Source organism: Streptomyces sp. NPDC051105 (assembly GCF_040682795.1).
Classification (GTDB): Bacteria; Actinomycetota; Actinomycetes; order Streptomycetales; family Streptomycetaceae; genus Streptomyces.
Genome location: NZ_JBFBBR010000002.1, coordinates 19,449 through 35,945, shown reverse-complemented (window position 1 = coordinate 35,945; position 16,497 = coordinate 19,449). Strand labels below are relative to the sequence as shown.

The following is a 16,497-nucleotide window of genomic DNA, read 5'->3' as shown; positions in this document are numbered from 1 at the left end:
GGACGGCGCCGGGCACCGTGAGCCAGTCGTCCGGGGCTGCCGTCAGCCAAGGCCGAAGTCCATACCCAGCGCCCGGACATGGTCGGCCGGCGTGGGTGGGGTGGGCCCCGACCGGAATCACCCGTTTTCCCGTCATCGGTGTCCGGAGGCGGCGATACTGACCGCATGGCGTTGTACGCACTCTTCGTGGGGATCGACGAGTACAGCGGACCGGTCCCGCCGCTGCGGGGGTGTGTGGCGGACGTGCGGGCCTTCGCGGAGCACTTCGGGGCGCTCGCCGGGCCGCGAGGGCTGCGAGCGCATGTCCTCCTCGACGCGGACGCGACCCGCGAGAACGTCATGGACGGGTTCACTCGGCACCTGACACAGGCGGGGCCGGGCGATACAGCGCTCTTCTGTTTCGCCGGTCACGGCTCGCAGGAACCGGTGGAGGAGCGGTTCTGGCATCTGGAGCCCAGCGGATTCCAGCAGACGCTGGTGTGTGCCGACAGCCGAACTGGCGGCCTGCCAGATCTCGCCGACAAGGAACTCAACGAGTTGCTCGGCGGGGTCGCGGCGGGTGGAGCACACGTCCTCGCGGTCCTCGACTCCTGCCATTCGGGTGGCGCCACACGGGAGGCCCACGGCCGGCTGCGAATCCGTGCCGCTTCCCCGGTCACCCGACCACGCCCCCTGTCGTCCTATGCCCCCGGTGTCCGAGCGGCGCTCGCCGCAGGGGCCCTGCCGCAGACAGCCCGGCATGTGAGCCTGGCCGCCTGCGAGTCCGGGCAGACGGCCGCCGAGATGCGGATCGGGGGAAGCGTCCGCGGGGTCTTCTCGGTCGTCCTCCAACGGGCCCTGTCCCGGCTCGGCCGCTCCGCCACCTACCGCGACCTGATCGGGTCGGCCGCGGTGGGTGTCCGCGACCGGGTTCACGGCCAGGATCCGGTGGCCTTCGCCGCCGAACCGGACGATCTCGACCAGCCCGTGCTGGGCGGGATCGCCACGCCTCCCGTCTTCGACCTGCTGGTGGAGAGCTACCGGGGGTCCTGGTGGCTCAACGCCGGCTCGGTCCACGGCATCGTGCCACCGATAGGCGAACTCACCACAACACTTGCGGTCACGGGCACGGCTCCGCCCTCCCGGGTGACGGTGACCGAAGTCGAGCCCGTCCGCTCCCGCGTCGCCGGCGCCGACGGGCTGGAGCCGGGCGACCGCCATCCGGTGCGAATTGTCGGGGTCCCCCTGCCGCCGGCGTCTGTCGATCTCCAGGGGGATCCGACAGCGATCGCCCTGGTGCGCGAAGCGCTCGGCGGATCCGTGCATACCGCGGAGGGCACGGATCCCGGCCCCGAAGGCGACCGGTTCCTCGTGCTGGCCACCTCCGACACCCTCACCGTCACGCGGGCAGACGGCACACCGCTGGCGGCTCCCTCCCCCGCGACTCCCGCTGGAGCCAGGCGCACCGTGTCGCGCCTGGACCACCTCGCCCGGTGGCACACGCTGCGCAGGCTCGACAATCCCCTCACCCGCCTTCCGGGATCGGTCTCGGTGGAACTCCTCACGGCGCTCCCCGGGGAATCCCCACCGCGGCCCGGTACCCGCGCACCCCTGACGCCGGCGGTAGACGGCGCCGTCCACCTGCCCTACCCCTCGGCCCACCAGGCACCCCAGGTCTACGTCTACCTTCACAACCTGAGCGACCGGCCGCTGTTCGTCGTGCTGCTCAATCTGACCGACCGCTATCGCTGCCATGCCGGGCTCTTCTCCGGCGACCACATTCCGGCGGGCGGAACCGCGGTCGCCCACGGAGGCCGACCGGTGAGTGTGTCGATCCCCCGCGAACGGCTCTCCCGTGTCGAACCGGAAGTCCGTGACTGGCTCAAGGTGGTGGCCGCCGAACGCCGGTTCTCCAGTGACGCCTTCGAGCTTCCCGTCCTCGACGGCGTACACCCTCCCGTCCGCGCAGTGGGCGGAGGAATCCTGGAGACCCTGGCGCTGCGCCGCGACTTCGGCGACGCGCCGCAAGAGGTCTACGAATGGACGACCTCGATCCTCGAAGTCCGCACCGACCTGCCGAAGAATTCCCCCGATGCATAGGCGGCAGGCCCCCAGGGCGTATGCCGACCGCAGGCTCGCCCGCCTGCTGTTCAAGATCTTCGAGGACCGGAACGGGCTGGCCTGGTGGATGCCCACGCGGCGGCTCACCGTCCTGGCAGTCCTGCACGGCGAGGTCGGCTACCCGGGCGACCTCGTCAACCTCATTGCGGAAGAGATCCGCAGAGGGGCGATCGTCCCCCACCGCCACCCGTATGAGATCCCCGAATACCAGCTCGTCAGCTTCGCACCTGTGTCGTTCGTCGATGAACTTCCCCTGCTGCAGTACCTCAGCGATCTGGGACTGTTGTTCCTGTACGAGGAAGCCGATCCTCCAGCGGACGTGCCCCGTTACGGTCTCCCTGACGCGATCACCCGCCAGTTACTCGACGCGGGTCTGGCCGGCCACCTCGACAGCATCGACCGCAGGTTGAGCAACCTCGGGACACCCTCTGACGAACTCGCATCCTACGAGGGGCTGATGGCGATGGCCCTGGCCAGCGCCACGGCGGGCGGAGGTCATCCCGCGTTCTTTGTGCCCGAGGCCAGCCGGATCTGGGCAGCGGAAACCAAGCCGCAGTGGGCCAGGTTCGCCGAAGCCGAGGCATTCCTCCACAACGAGCTCCCGCCGCGGCTGCTCGGATTCCCTGACGTCGTGGAGCTCGCCCGGTCCGCGTGCGAGGTCCGCGCCCGGCTGCTCGACGGCCCGATCGACCTCGAAAGGGAGTTCGCCCCCGTCCTCCACGCCGCGCGGAGCCTCGGCGCCTCCCACCGGGACGCCGCCCTGGCGACCGTCGACGGGATCACACTGGCTCCCGAAGGGCTCACCCTGGTCACAGGTCTTTACCCGGGCGACACCGTCCTCGCCACGGTCACCGCAGCACCTGAGTTGGCCCTCCACCGTGCGGAAACCGCCCTGACGGGCCTGGCGGACGTCCCCGAGCTGCTGCTCGTGCCCGGCACGCGCCTGTGGATGCCGCCCCTGCACGACATGGTCCTGCACGAGATCTACGCTGGCGACCCTCCTCGGGAGGTCTACACCCATGTGCCTTTCTGACCGGGAGCAGGCTGCCGGCTGGTTCCGAGACGCCCTCGACCAGGGCACGGACGATCCGCCACCGGGGATCGGTGGCCCGGACGCCGCTCTGTTCGAGGCCGCCGTGGAATGCATGACGCTGCCGGACGGCGTCACGGCCGCTCTGCGCGCCGCTGACCTCCGCGCCCGGGTCGCCGAGGCGGGCTGGCACCAGCTCGCCGCGCTCCTCGACGTGGTCCGCCTTCTCCCCGCGCTCGGGGCCCCCTCTCATATCGAAGCCCTGACCGGCCCCGTCCAGACACCCGACTGGGACACCTCGCATTTCCTCACGATGATCGAGGAGCGTCCGCCGAATCCCTCTGATGCCCTGTCGCTGCTGCCGGTCTTCATCGTCGGCGCAGGCACCCGGCCACGCTCATCACGCGCACCTGAGGCCGTGGACTGGCCCCGGTGCGAACGGCTCCTCGACCAGGTCGAAAAGCTGATGGCCGCAGCGGACCAGACCGGGCTCTCAGCGCTCGCCGAAACCGCGGGACTGCGATTCCAGGACGGCCTCACGCTCCTCACCGCGGCGGCCGGCAAACGCGGAAAGTGGCCGCTGGCCCTCCGATTGAGGGCAAGATACCGGGTTCTGAACCGGCCGAGCCAGCCGCCTGCGGATCCGTCCCAGGACCGTTCACAGACGATCCAGAAGCTCGCCGCCAGCCTGGCCAAGATGCACGACATAGGCGTGCGTCACGGCTCCCTGCTCCTGGAGAACGTGGGCGCCGACGGAAGACTGAGCAACTTCAGCGAAACACAGTCGCGGGACCAGCGGGTGCGCGACCTGATCGATAGTGCCGTCGATGCGCTCGATGCCCCCGACCGGCTGGCCGAACAGGTGGCACTGGTCGAAGGCCTGAGAGCCGAGCTGTGGGAGCCTGACACCGACGACGACGTGGAATGGCTCGTCGGAGACCTGATCCCCCTGCGCCACCAGCTCGATGAGGCCGAATGGGCCGCGGCGGCCGAGCAATACGTCACAGCGGCCCAGAGTTCCCGGGCCCGCGACGTCGTGTCCCGCGTCGACGCCGCCGTATCCCAGGAGCAGATCGAGGCGGTCCTGGACTCCCTGCCGCGATGGACCCCGGACGAGCCGCACCTGGAGATCAGGCTCGCCGCGATCGTGGCACGCCACGACCCGGACGCCGACCCTTGCCTCGAAGCGGCGCTCGCCGACGCCCTGGCCCGGCCCTCTGCGGCCGAGCGGGCCCATGCACTGATCGAGCTGATCACGATCTGCGATCTCGTGGACTGGCGCGTCCAGGACCGGGCCATCGACGTACTGCTGCACCTGTTGGAAGAGATGACGGCCCAGGGCGCGCCGGCCGAAGCGGACGCGATCGCGGAATTCGGTGCCAGGGCCGCCGGGGCGATCGGGCACCGGCCCCTGCAGACCGCGCTGTCACGGGTCTGCGGCCAGAACCGCCCCGACGAGTCGCGCCCCGCCAACGAGCCCGACCTCCCATCACAAGACGTCCTTGACGTCCCTGAATTCCTGTCCGAAGAGGCCCTGCGCATGCTCGGCGAGCAGGATTGGGCGCGTGCCTCGATCCTGCTGAGTGCCGAACTCGACGAACACGAACGCCGGGACCCCGCAGGCCTGCCTTCGCTGCTGACCGCCGGATACCTGGGCCTCGCCCTGAGCTCGAGCATCGAACTCCACCCGGATCTCGGCGAGGGCCTGGCCCTTCAGATCCTCCGGCAGGGCGTGCGGTTCGGCCCCGGTCTGCTGGCCGCCGTCCGCGGCCCCCAGCGAGCGGGCCACCGGCTCGTCCTGAACGCCGCGGCCAACCTCGGGCATGCCATGGCCGCCCACTTCTCCGACCACCGGGCCTCGCGCGAGGTTCTCCAGCTCGCGGCCGACCTCCTCGCCGAGACGCTGCTGCGCACCGACCCCGACCACGAACCGCTCACCTACTCCACCCGCGCCAACAACCTGGCGCTGTGCCAAATGACCGTCGCTGAAATGCACCAAGACGACGAACGGATCACCACACTCCACAAAGCTCATGACCTGTTCCTCGAAGCCACCCGCATCGACGAAGAGAACGTCGGCAGAGGAGGCGACACCCGGTTCATCGACTACAGCAACCTCGGCGCGACCCGCATGGCCCTCGCCCTGGCCACCTATGACGCCCAGACGATCGACCACAAGCCGGTGGAGTCCGCACACTGGTATCGGTCGGCTCTGGAGGCCTACCACCACGCGGCCGAACTTGCGGACCAGAGCGGCTCCCCGGAGCACCAGGCCGCCATCCTGCTCAAGGCGGCCGCCGTCACCATGGATCTGTGCGACCGGTACGCGCTAGAACGCTACTGGGCCGGCGGAGATCTGACCAAAGCGTTCTACGACTGGCTGCGCGCCTTCGCAGGCGATCACATCAGGACGGACTGGCTACTCAGCGACTGGGCGGGCAGCGCCCTGGCTAGTATCTCCCACGCGGCCCGGATCGCCGTCGGGGGCAATCCCACCCTGGTCCTGACCTGCGTCGAGGCCGCCGTCCGTCTGTGGAGCCTCGGGCAATGGCGCAACGGTATCCCCCGCGCACATGCCCGTCACGCGCTCGCGCTCCTGGTCGAACTCACCGACGCACTCGAAGACTCCGGCATGTTCGCCGCCTTCCCCGACCAACTGTCCGAAGTCGCCGAGCTACGGCCGCTCTGGCAGGCGCTCGCCCTGGTTGACGCGCACGCCATCGGCAGCGCGGGCGAAGACCAGCTCAGCCTCGCCTCCCGGATGCTGCAGAACCTCGGGCGTAGCCGATCTCCGCTGCTCAGGGCCCTGGCACTCCCCTACCGACTGTCTCACGAGTTCGAACGGCGTGCCGACGGTCTCCTGGTCAACGGGCTGTTCGTCGAGCCCGACGACGACCGGCTCTCGCTCGTCCTGCCATCCTTGCAACGCGCTGTCCAGATCACGGGGCTGCGCATCGACGAACTGCGCTGCGAGCGGCGCGACGTCCACCATCTCCGGACGGTCAGCCTGAACTCCCTGCGCCACTTGTCGCCCATGGTCTCCTGGGACGACCTGCCCGGCGAGGTACTCGTCGCCCGCGGCACCGGCACCATAGGCAGCACCCCCGTCTCCTTCGAGGCCTTCCGGCTCCCGACCGGAACCTGGGAGACCTGGCTGGTGAACCTCGCCCACGGCGGCAACGGCGATACCGCCATCGGCCTGAACATGCCCTATCAGGGTCTGTACGACCCGATCTCCGGCACCTTGGACACCAGCGCCACTGGCAACGTCACCGACGACGTCCACGTGCTGGTCTTCGGCGAGCAGGGCATCACCATCGAGGTCGGCGTCCCCTTCGCCGAAGCCGGAGAGGTGCTGGCCGAGGATCACGGACTGATCATGCGCACCCGCGAGATCGACCTTCTCATCAAGAGCACCCCACGGATCGCCTCCTCCGACGCCGCCTTCATCGTCAAGGACGACGGCAGCACCGCGGCGTCGGTCTGCGCCGCGTCCTTCACCCACGCAACACCGAGCATCAGCTTCCCCGCCAACGCCGTGCACACCTTCAGCCCGCTCTACTACTTCCGCGACCGACTCGACACCGGCGCCAGGAGCCTTCTCAACGAAGTCCGGCCACGGGAGATCGTCCTGGTCGGTGTCCCCGACGACATCGACGACGCCATCGGGCTGCTCAGTGACCTGTTCGACGCGCGACGAGGCCTGCTCTGGCTGGTGGAACCGGACGAGGCTGATCGCGCCGCGCAAGCGCAGGCCACCTTCGTCCAGCGGCTGGAGGAAGCGCCCGGAGCCCGCTATCTCCTGCGCGCCGCGTCCTCGGCGAACACGGCCTACCGGCCCGCCGACCACCTGCAGATCGTAATCGTCCCCCGCGACCTGGCCGCGGCGGCCGCACAGATCGGCCTCGACCTAGCAGCCGCCCGGCGGCGGGACACCGAGAACGTCCCCGTCGTACTCGAAGGACGGCCCACTTACATCAACACCAAAGGCAACCCGGTCGGGGCACGCCTGCTGAAGATCCTGTTCGACGGACCGGTCGAATGGGACACCTACCTCGACCGCTACGTGTCCCTCCTGGGCACCGGCGTGCACGGTCAGGCAGTCCTTTACTCCTCACCGCAGACGGCGTCGGTCTTTGAGGTCCTGCACGCGACCATGGCACGCCGTCCCGTCCACATCCGCCACCACGACGAACCCGCCGCGATCGCCGCGCTCCCCCACGCCCGCCTCACCGGAGCACTCGTCCTCCCCCCGAACGACGAGTCGTTCGCCCTGCTGGAGCACCTGAACCCGCCCGAGGTCCATATCCGGCAATCACTCACCGGCACCGTGCCTAGCGGCCCGTGGACCGTTCTGCCGCTTCCCGAGGATCCCGCCGCGATAGCGCTCATGTTCCAAGAGCTGGCGCGTGAGGACCACGGACGCCGGATCGCCGACCTGCCACGCACCCATCCGCACCTGGTCGGCAGCACGGAACTCCTCGCAGAGACCGGCCCCGCCGACTACGTCCTGCTCGGCCCGCGGGACCCGGCCCAACGACCGTACGCCTACCTCGCCGCGAACTATGCCGCCTCGCTCAACGCCCCGCTCTATCTCATGGCCGAACCCATCGACCCACTCATCGGAGGCCGGGCCGAAACGCTGGCCACCGCCGGATCCGGCAACAGCCGCAGTCCGGTCTCCCGCGACTTCCTCGCCGAAGAAGCCGACACCTTGCCCACAGAACTCGCCGACCTCTTTCCCGCGACCCTGGCCGACCTGGATCTGCTGTCGCCCACCTATGTCTCGCTGGTCACCCCCTTCGCCGGATTCCCCATCGAACTCATCGGAGCTCCACCGCTCGCCACCCGCTTCGCCCTCGGCAGGCTCGCAGGCCCTGACCTGGCTTCGACGGCTCTGCTCATCGCCCGCGCCGCTCTCTCCGAGGACATCACCCGGCCCGTCAACGTCCACGCGGTCCTCGCCGACTGCTCCGACGCCATCCCCGACAAGACCGTCCCCGACGCGCGGGCCGAGATCCTCGCCCTGCGCGACCAACTCGCCGCCCAGCCCCGTGTCCACGTCCGCTTGGTCGACGACCTCACCGGCTTCCTCCAGACGGCCCCCGGCGCCGCCGTCCTCCATTTCGCCGGGCACTGCCGCTTCGTCAGCGACGACCCCGACCGAAGCGGCCTGGTCTTCCGTGAAGGCATCCTCACCGCGAGCACATTCACCGCAGTCCTCGGCGCCCACCCGCTCGTGTTCGGAAACGCCTGCGAATCGGGGCTGCTCACCCCGACCACGTCCTCGGACGGTGTCCTGTGGACGGGTATCGCCGCGGCATTCCTCGCAGCAGGCGCCGGCAACTATCTCGGCAGTCTCTGGCCAGTATTCGACACCGGCTCCCGCCTCTTCGCCGAAGTCTTCTACACCACTCTCTGGGAAGGCATGCCCGTCGGAGAAGCCCTCCGGCACGCCAGGCTCGACGCCTACGAACGCGGCGACCCGACCTGGTCCGCCTACGCCCTCTACGGCTGCCCCCGCAACCGCTTCCGCCCACCATCCTCCGCCCCACCGGCTCCACACCCTCGGGAACGCCTCACCGACGGCGACCCTCCTCATCGGCCCACCGAGCCTTGACCGCCAGCGCGAGCCGCTCGGTAGCGGTTATCCAGATCCACGGCGAGACCCTTGGATTCGGTCACCATCCAGGACCTCGGCGGCACCGCGGCGACGGTGAACGCGGCCCTCGACCGCATCGAGTGCGAGGAGCCAAACCACCGCCCGAGCACCGCGGCTCCGCGACGGAATGCGTGGAACCGCGCAGGAATCCACCACCCGTGCCTACGACTTCACCGGCGCCGCGCCGGCACCGAGACCCTCGCCTCCGACCGACAGCCCGGTCAGACCGCCGCCCGCCGATGGTTCGACAGGCCGCGTGAGGTGAGGCTGGCGTTGAGGGCGCGGATGGACTCGGGGTCGCCCAGTTCGGCGCGGCGAACGACGAGTTCGCGGCCCATCAGCAGGGCATGGCGGGAGGCGGTCACCTGGAGGGGGTCGGGCAGTGTCGTCAGGTCGGTGAGATGGGCGAAGCCGATGACACGGCGGATGATCTCCGTACCCGCGAAGCCCACCGACTCCGTCCAGACCCGGCGCAGGAACCGCTCCAGATAGGCGTCGTCGAAGAAGGTGTCGACCCGCGACGGCCAGCGGCGGCGGAACTCGGCCTCGAACCCCTCCCAGCTCAGGCGCAGTTGCTCGGCGTGATCGCGCTCGGCCCCCAGCGCGTGCGCGCGGGCCTCGGAGACGAGGACGTTCGCCCAGTACAGGCCGAGGTCGAAGCCGATCGGTCCGACGAAGGAGAACTCGGGGTCGAAGACCCGGACGACCTCGGCGCCGTCCCGTCGGCCGACCATGACGCTACCGCTGTGCAGGTCGCCGTGGAGCAGCGCCTGACCGCTCGTCATGAAGACGTGGCGGAGTTCGGCGACCTCGGTGCGCAGCCGGGTGTCCGCGCGGAACTCGGCGGCGAGGTCGTCGAGTCCGGGGTGCCAGTGGTTGTGCTCGTGCTCGAGGTACGGCTCCGACAGCACCACGTCCTCGGTGATCTTGCAGAGTTCGGGGTTGACGGAGGTGGCGATCAGGCTCTTGCGTTCGGCGGAGGGCATGCCGAAGTCGCTGGTGGCGAAGGAGAGTTGCGCGACGAGTTCGCCTATGCGGGCCGAGGCGTCCGGGCCGTAGGAGCCGCCCTCGTTCAGGTGAGTGCGCAGGACCTGCAGGTCGGACAGGTCTTCCATGACGAGGGCGTGGTTCTCGGCGTCGTAGCCGTGGATCGCGGGGATCTTGTCCGGGGCGACCTTGGCGATCTGCTCGTAAGCGCGGGCCTCGGCGTCGGAACGGTCGGGGCTCAGCGGCCACGAGGGGCCGGCGACACGGACCCAGGGCAGGGCCTGCTTCACGGCGAGGTTGCGGGTACCGGCGCCGTTCGAAGCCAGGAACACCCGGTTGAGATTGCCGTCGGAGACCTCGCGGACGAGGATGTCGTCGAGGTCGTCCCAGTGACCGCGCTCGCGCAGGTAGCCCGGGATGTCGCCGGTGTCCAGGATGCGGTAACCCATCGTCTCGGTCTCCTTATGCGGTACGGCGCTTGGACAGGGTGAAGCTGAAGACCAGGGCCAGGATGAGGACGGCGCCCTCGACGACGTCCTGCGTGTAGTAGGGCAGGCCCTTGATGGTCAAGCCGGTGGTGATGATGCCGATGAGGACCGCGCCCAGGGCCGTGCCCCAGACGTTCGGGCGGCCCCGGCCCAGCACCGAGGTGCCCACGAGGGCGACGGCGACCGCTTCCAGGAGCTGGGAGGTGCCGGCGCTCACGTCGCCCTGGCCGATGCGGGAGGCCAGGATCAGGCCGCCGACCGAGGCGAGCATGCCGGAGATGACGTAGGCCAGGGCGCGGTAGGCACCGACGCGGATGCCGGCCAGCCGGGAGGCCTCGGGGTTGGCACCGATGGCGTACAGGACCCGGCCCCAGCGGGTACGGGCGAGAAAGACCCAGGCGGCGACCGTGAGCGCGCCGAAGATCAGGACCGAGATGGGGATCCCCAGGACCGTGCCGCGGTCGATGCGCAGGAAGCCCGCGGTGAACTTGCCGGGCGCCGTGGAGCCGTCGGACATCGTCATGCCCGGGGTGATGGACTGGCCGTCGACCAGGATGAGTTTGCCGCCCTGGATCACGAACATGGTGCCGAGGGTGGCCAGCATGTCGGGGATCTTGAGTACGACGATCAGGAGTGCGTTGAGCAGGCCCGCGAGGGCTCCCGCCGCCAGCACCGCGATGATCGCGACCATGCCGACCTGGTTGTGGACGACCATCGCCTGGGCGGCGACCGAGACGCCGAGGCCGGCCACGGCACCGACGGACATGTCCATGCCGCCGACGGCCATGGTGAGGGTGACGCCGAGACCGAGGATCGCGGCGACGGAGACGTACCGGAGGGTGTCGAGGAGGGTCGCCGACTCACGGAAGGCGCCCTCGCTCAGCGCGAAGTACAGGAAGAGCGCGACCGTGACGAGGATGAAGCCGTACTTGATCACGGCGTTCTGGACGCGGGCGGCGGTGGAGGTCGCGGGCCGGGTCGCCGCCTTGGCGGGGACCTCGGTGCTCTGGGTGGTGGTCATGGGTGCTGCTTCCTTCGGCGGCCGGTGTCGGGGGGCTCAGACGGAGCCGGCGATGGTCTGGATCACGCGGTCGCGCTCCGCGTCCTCGCCGTACGCGTCGAGGTGGACCTCGCCGGCCGCGAGGACGACGACCCGGTCGGCGATCTCGAGGATCTCGTCGACGTCGGCGGACAGGACGAGCACGGCCGCGCCCTCGGCGGCCAGTGCGCGGGCGCGGCGGCCGATGTCGCGGCGGGCGCCGATGTCGACGCCTCGGAACGGCTCGTCCAGGATGAGGACGCGGGGGGTCTCGGCGAGCCAGCGGCCGACGACCACCTTCTGCTGGTTGCCGCCGGAGAGTTCCTCCACGGTGCTGTGCTCGTCGCGGGCGACGACACCGAGGGCGTCGATGGTGCCGCGGCCGAGGGCGTCCTCGCGGGAGCGGTTCACCAGACCCGCGAGGGAGAGGGACTTGAGGAACGGCAGCGAGATGTTCTGCGCCACCGACCAGCCCGGGACGAGCGCGTCGGCGTGCCGGTCCTCGGGGACCAGGTGGACGCCAGCCCGGATGGCGTCGGCCGGGCGGCGCGGCGCGTAGGCCTTGCCGTCCAGTGCGACGGCCCCGCTGCGGAAGGGCTCGGCGCCGAACAGGCCGCGGGCCAGTTCGGTCTTGCCCGCGCCCAGCAGGCCGACGACACCGGTGACTTCGCCGGTGCGCAGGTCGAGGTCGAGCGGGGCACGGCCGTCGAAGAGCCGGACGCCGCGCAGGGAGAGGACGGTCTCGCCCTGGTCGCCCTCGCGTGTCGGGCGGGCCGTCCTGGCCTCCTGCGCCTGGGCGAGCATCGCGCGCAGGGCGGTGTCCCAGTCGAAGGGCCTGGCCTGGTCCTCGGTGAGCCGGCCGTCGCGCAGCACGACCAGCCGGTCGGCGAGGGCGTCGATCTCGCCGAGGCGGTGGGAGACGTAGAGCACCGCGATGCCGTCGTCGCGCATCTTCTCGACCAGCGCGAAGAGGCGCTCGGCCTCGGCCGCCGACAGCGCGGAGGTGGGTTCGTCGAGAATGAGGAGGCGGGGGCGGGTGGCCAGGGCACGGGCGAGGATCAGCAACTGGCGGTCGGAGATGCCGAGGTCGATGACGTCCTGGCGCAGGACCGCGTCGCTCCAGTCCAGGCCGAGGGCCGCCTGGATCTCGCGGGCCCGGGCCAGGGTGCGGGCGCCGCTCAGGAACGGGTTGCCGCGTTTCTGTGCCAGCTCCTCGAAGGCCAGGTTCTCGGCCACGCTGAGGCCGGGCACGATGCCCTCGCCGATGCGCTGGTGGACCGTCTGGATGCCCAACTGGCGGGCGGCGAGGGGCGACGGGAGAGCTACCGGCTCCCCCGCGACCCGTACCTCGCCACCGTGGCCGGCGTGCACGCCCGACAGGATCTTGATCAGCGTGGATTTTCCGGCGCCGTTCGCCCCGAGCAGCGCGACCACGCTGCCCGGTGCGATGTCGAGCGAGACGCCGGCGAGCACCGTCTTGCCGCCGAAGGCCATGCTGACGTCCGTCAGGCCGACCGCGGGCGTCCCCTCAGGAGCCGTCTCAGTGGGCGACATTGGGGATCCAGTCCGCGGTGCTGACCTTGGAGAGGTTCAGCGCGGGCAGGGCGGTGCGCAGCTGGTTCATGTTCTCGATCTTGTTCTTGACCAGGAAGTCCCGGGTGATGGCGACGGCCGGGAACTCGACCGAGGACTTGTTCAGCTGACCGGCCAGCTCCAGCGCGGCCGTGCGGACGACGGCCGCGCCCACGGCGGACGGGTCGGTTCCGGCGGTGGCGACCCAGGGGCTGCCGGTGGCCGTCATGTTCTGGATGTCCGCGTTGGAGACGTCCGCGCCGAAGACCTTCACCTTGCCCTGGAGCTTCTTGTTCTGCACGGCGAGGACGGTGCCCTTGGCGAGCTCGTCGTAGGGCGCGAAGACGCCGGTCACGTCGGAGTGCTGGGTCAGCGCGGCGGAGACCAGCGGCACGTTGTCGGTGGCGGTCGAGTCGGTGACCTTGCCGACCTTGAACTCCTGGGTCCAGCCGTTGGCGGTGAGCGCCTTCTTCCAGACCGAGTCGCGCTTGTCGAGGGCGGCGTAGCCGGCCACGTTGACATAGCCGACCTTGGCGTTCTCGCCGACCGCCTTGGCCATCACGTCGAGGACGGCCTGCGCCATGCTGGCGTCGTCCTGCTCGGTGCTGACGACGGACTTGTTGGTCTGGTCGACGTCGTACACGACGACCTTGATGCCCTTCTTCACGGCCTTGTCGATCTCCGGCTGGATCGTGGCCGGAAACCCGTGGTCGACGATGATCGCCTGTGCGCCGGAGTTGATGGCGGACGAGAGGTCGGTGGCCTGCTTGGCGTTGTCGGCCTGGGCGTCGTACACCGTCAGGTCGACCCCGAGGGCCTTGGCCTGGGCCTTGGCGCCGTTGCCCCACTGCTCGAAGTAGTCGCCGGCGCCGCTCTGCCGGACCAGGGCGACCTTGACCGTGCCCTTGCTGAACGGGGCGGGCTTCTTGCCGGTGGCGGCCGAGGCCGAGGCGGCGGTGTCGCTGCCGGACTTGGTGGAGGCGTCCGAGGACTGCGAGCAGCCGGAGAGGACCAGGGCGGAGACGGACGCCAGCGAGAGGGCGGCAAGGGGCAGGCGGACACGGGACATGAGGGGCTCCAGGTGCAAGGGGTGGCGCGAAGAGGGGACGCGGGAGGAAGACGGTGGCTTGTACCGGAGCGGGGACAGGAATGCGCCACTGCACACCACGTGGCATGCGCCCGTGCGGCGGGCGTGCGGGGGCTCCGGGAGAGGTCAGCGACAGCTGGCCGTGGTCGACCGGAGCAGGTCCACGTACAGCCGCCGCACGAGCAGCGGCGTCTTCATAGGCAGATCATGAGAACGTTTTCAGCCGTCCGTCAAAAGAATGGAAGCGGTTTCTCACCACGTGAGACGACGAGGCGTCAGAGCCGGTGGTCGTCCGGCCGGGAGTTACCATCACGGGACCGGCACCCGATCCGGCACGGTGAGGCCCCGATGACGACACCCCGCGCGAACGCGCTGCCCATGCCTGGCATGCGGCGCTGTACCGGCGCGCGGTGTCGCGGCTGATCCGCTGTCCGCCGCTGCCGCGCCGTCCACGGTTCCCCCTCCCGCACGTCCGGTCCGTCTCGGTATCCGGACTTTCCTTTCCTTCTCCTGGAGTTGCTCCCATGACGCTGCTGACGACATGGTCCGAATCCGGCCCCGAGACCCCGATCCGCCGCACCTCGGACCCCGCCGAGATCGCGGAGGCGCTCAAGCCGCTAGGTGTGCGCTACGAGCAGTGGCCGATCCGCGAGGACGTGCCGTTCGACGCCGACAGCGAGACCGTGTTCGCCGCGTACGGCCCCGAGATCGACAAGCTGAACGCCGAGGAGGGCTTCACCACGGTCGACGTCCTCGGCCTGCACCCCAGCGACGACCCCGAGTTCCCGGCGAAGGCGAAGGCCGCGCGGGAAAAGTTCCTCCAGGAGCACACTCACGACGACGATGACGAGGTCCGCTTCTTCGTCTCCGGCTCCGGCATCTTCTACCTGCACGTGAACGGGGAAGTGCACGCGGTCTTCTGCGAGAAGGGCGACCTGCTGGGCGTGCCGCGCGGCACCACCCACTGGTTCGACATGGGTACGAACCCGTCGTTCACCGCGATCCGCTTCTTCCACGAGGAGGACGGCTGGATCGGCAACTTCACCGGCGCGACCATCTCCTCCCGCTTCCCGGACTACGACACGATCGCGGCCGGGTACGAGGCGGACAAGGGCACGGTGTGAGCCTGCCGACCCCGGCCCTCCGATTCGACGTGGACGCCGTGGTGCTCGACATCGAGGGCACCACGAGCGCCACGGGCTTCGTCGTGGACGTGCTGTACCCGTACTCGCGCGCTCGCTTCGCGGCACTGCTCTCCGAGCGGAGCGGTGATCCGGAGGTGGCACGGGCCCTCGCGCAGGTACGCGAGCTGAGCGGCGACCCGCACGCCGACGCAGCCGCGGTCGTGAAGACCCTGGACGCCTGGCTCGACGAGGACCGCAAGGCGACCCCGCTGAAGACCCTCCAGGGCCTCATCTGGTCGGAGGGCTTCGCACGCGGCGACCTCGTCTCGCACTTCTACGACGACGTCGTCCCGGCCCTGCGCGCCTGGCACGCGGCGGGCCTGCGGCTGTACGTCTACTCGTCCGGTTCGGTGGCGGCTCAGCGGGCGTGGTTCTCCTCGACCCCCGAGGGCGACTTGCTGCCCCTGGTCTCCGGCCTCTACGACACCGAGAACGCCGGTCCCAAGCAGGAGCCGCGGTCCTACCGCCGTATCGCGGAGTCGACGGACCTCGCGCCCGAGCGGCTCCTGTTCCTCTCCGACCGGCCCGGCGAGCTGGACGCGGCCCGCGCGGCGGGCTGGCACACCGTCGGGATCCGGCGCCCCGGAGAGCCGTTCTACCAGCAAGGCGTCGGCGACCACGCACAGGCGGGGACGTTCGACGAGATCAGCGTCAGCACAACCAGGAGCACCACGTGAGCGCCGACATCACCGCATCCGACCTTCAGGAGGCGGGGGCGGTCCTCGCCGCCGAGTCCGCCCGGTTCGCCTCCTTCGGCTGGATGCGCGGTACGTCCGGCAACCTGTCCGTGGTGCTCTCCCAGGACCCGCTGCGCCTCGCGGTCACCGCGAGCGGCCACGACAAGGGCGAACTGACGCCCGCGGACGTGGTGCTGGTCGACGGACAGGGCACCGCCGTGGGCGAGGGCAGGCCCTCGGCGGAGGCCGAGTTGCACGCGCGCGTGGCCGCACTGACGGGCGCGGGCGCGGTGGTACACGTGCACACCGTGGCCTCGGTGGCGATGGGGCACCGGCAGCCGGGCGGGATCGTCTTCCGGGACCTGGAGATGCTCAAGGGCGTCGGACAGCCGGCTCATGACGTCGAGGTGACGCTGCCGGTCATCGGCAACAGCCAGGACATGAAGGTGCTCGGGGACCGGCTGGAGGCGGCGCGGGATCCGCGCATGCCGGCAGTGGTCGTGGCCGGGCACGGGCTGTACGTGTGGGGCGCCGATCCGCGGCAGGCCCGGCACCACACGGAAGTCGTTGAATGGCTGCTGGAGTTGGAGCTGACACGGCGTTGAGCCGAGCCGAGCCGAGCCGAGCTGAGCTGAGCTGAGCCGAGCTGCGCTGCGCTGCGCTGAGCTGCG

The 16,497-nt window shown here is 70.1% G+C and carries 10 protein-coding genes; 6 read left to right on the top strand and 4 right to left on the bottom strand.

The annotated features are described in order from the left end of the window. The first annotated feature begins 165 nt into the window (after positions 1-165). Genes AB0N16_RS04170 through AB0N16_RS04160 form a run of 3 tightly spaced genes read left to right on the top strand, consistent with a single transcriptional unit; the run spans position 166 to position 8,750 of the window. Positions 166-2,079, top strand: a complete 1,914-nt coding sequence (locus tag AB0N16_RS04170; RefSeq protein WP_365792867.1) for a caspase family protein — start codon at positions 166-168, stop codon at positions 2,077-2,079. Next, positions 2,072-3,133, top strand: coding sequence for a hypothetical protein (locus AB0N16_RS04165; RefSeq protein ID WP_365792865.1), 1,062 nt, complete (start codon positions 2,072-2,074; stop codon positions 3,131-3,133). Before AB0N16_RS04170 ends, AB0N16_RS04165 begins: the two co-directional genes overlap by 8 nt. After that, a complete protein-coding gene (locus AB0N16_RS04160; RefSeq protein ID WP_365792863.1) occupies positions 3,120-8,750 on the top strand; it encodes a CHAT domain-containing protein in 5,631 nt (1,876 codons plus the stop codon). Before AB0N16_RS04165 ends, AB0N16_RS04160 begins: the two co-directional genes overlap by 14 nt. Before the next feature lie 263 nt (positions 8,751-9,013). Here AB0N16_RS04160 and mtnK read toward each other — a convergent pair whose 3' ends face one another. Genes mtnK through AB0N16_RS04140 form a run of 4 tightly spaced genes read right to left on the bottom strand, consistent with a single transcriptional unit; the run spans position 9,014 to position 13,947 of the window. Next, complete coding sequence (gene mtnK / locus AB0N16_RS04155) at positions 9,014-10,228, bottom strand: S-methyl-5-thioribose kinase (RefSeq protein WP_365792861.1); 1,215 nt, start codon at positions 10,226-10,228, stop codon at positions 9,014-9,016. Positions 10,229-10,241: 13 nt separating this feature from the next. Further along, a complete protein-coding gene (locus AB0N16_RS04150; RefSeq protein WP_365792859.1) occupies positions 10,242-11,288 on the bottom strand; it encodes an ABC transporter permease in 1,047 nt (348 codons plus the stop codon). Between the two features lie 36 nt (positions 11,289-11,324). Beyond that, a complete protein-coding gene (locus AB0N16_RS04145) occupies positions 11,325-12,860 on the bottom strand; it encodes a sugar ABC transporter ATP-binding protein (protein ID WP_365792857.1) in 1,536 nt (511 codons plus the stop codon). After that, positions 12,847-13,947 carry a substrate-binding domain-containing protein gene (locus AB0N16_RS04140; RefSeq protein ID WP_365792855.1) on the bottom strand — a complete coding sequence of 367 codons (1,101 nt, stop codon included), beginning with the start codon at positions 13,945-13,947 and terminating at the stop codon, positions 12,847-12,849. The genes AB0N16_RS04145 and AB0N16_RS04140 overlap by 14 nt, the downstream gene beginning before the upstream one ends. A gap of 542 nt (positions 13,948-14,489) precedes the next feature. On the opposite strand from AB0N16_RS04140, the gene AB0N16_RS04135 reads away from it, so the two are divergent. The 3 genes from AB0N16_RS04135 to mtnB are packed head-to-tail and all read left to right on the top strand — an operon-like array spanning position 14,490 to position 16,431. Continuing rightward, the gene (locus AB0N16_RS04135) at positions 14,490-15,089 is read left to right on the top strand and encodes a cupin (protein ID WP_365792853.1); all 600 of its coding nucleotides are present in this window, start codon (positions 14,490-14,492) and stop codon (positions 15,087-15,089) included. Further along, complete coding sequence (mtnC, locus tag AB0N16_RS04130; protein WP_365792851.1) at positions 15,086-15,826, top strand: acireductone synthase; 741 nt, start codon at positions 15,086-15,088, stop codon at positions 15,824-15,826. The genes AB0N16_RS04135 and mtnC overlap by 4 nt, the downstream gene beginning before the upstream one ends. Then, positions 15,823-16,431 carry a methylthioribulose 1-phosphate dehydratase gene (gene mtnB, locus AB0N16_RS04125; RefSeq protein ID WP_365792849.1) on the top strand — a complete coding sequence of 203 codons (609 nt, stop codon included), beginning with the start codon at positions 15,823-15,825 and terminating at the stop codon, positions 16,429-16,431. Before mtnC ends, mtnB begins: the two co-directional genes overlap by 4 nt. Positions 16,432-16,497 lie beyond the last annotated feature (66 nt).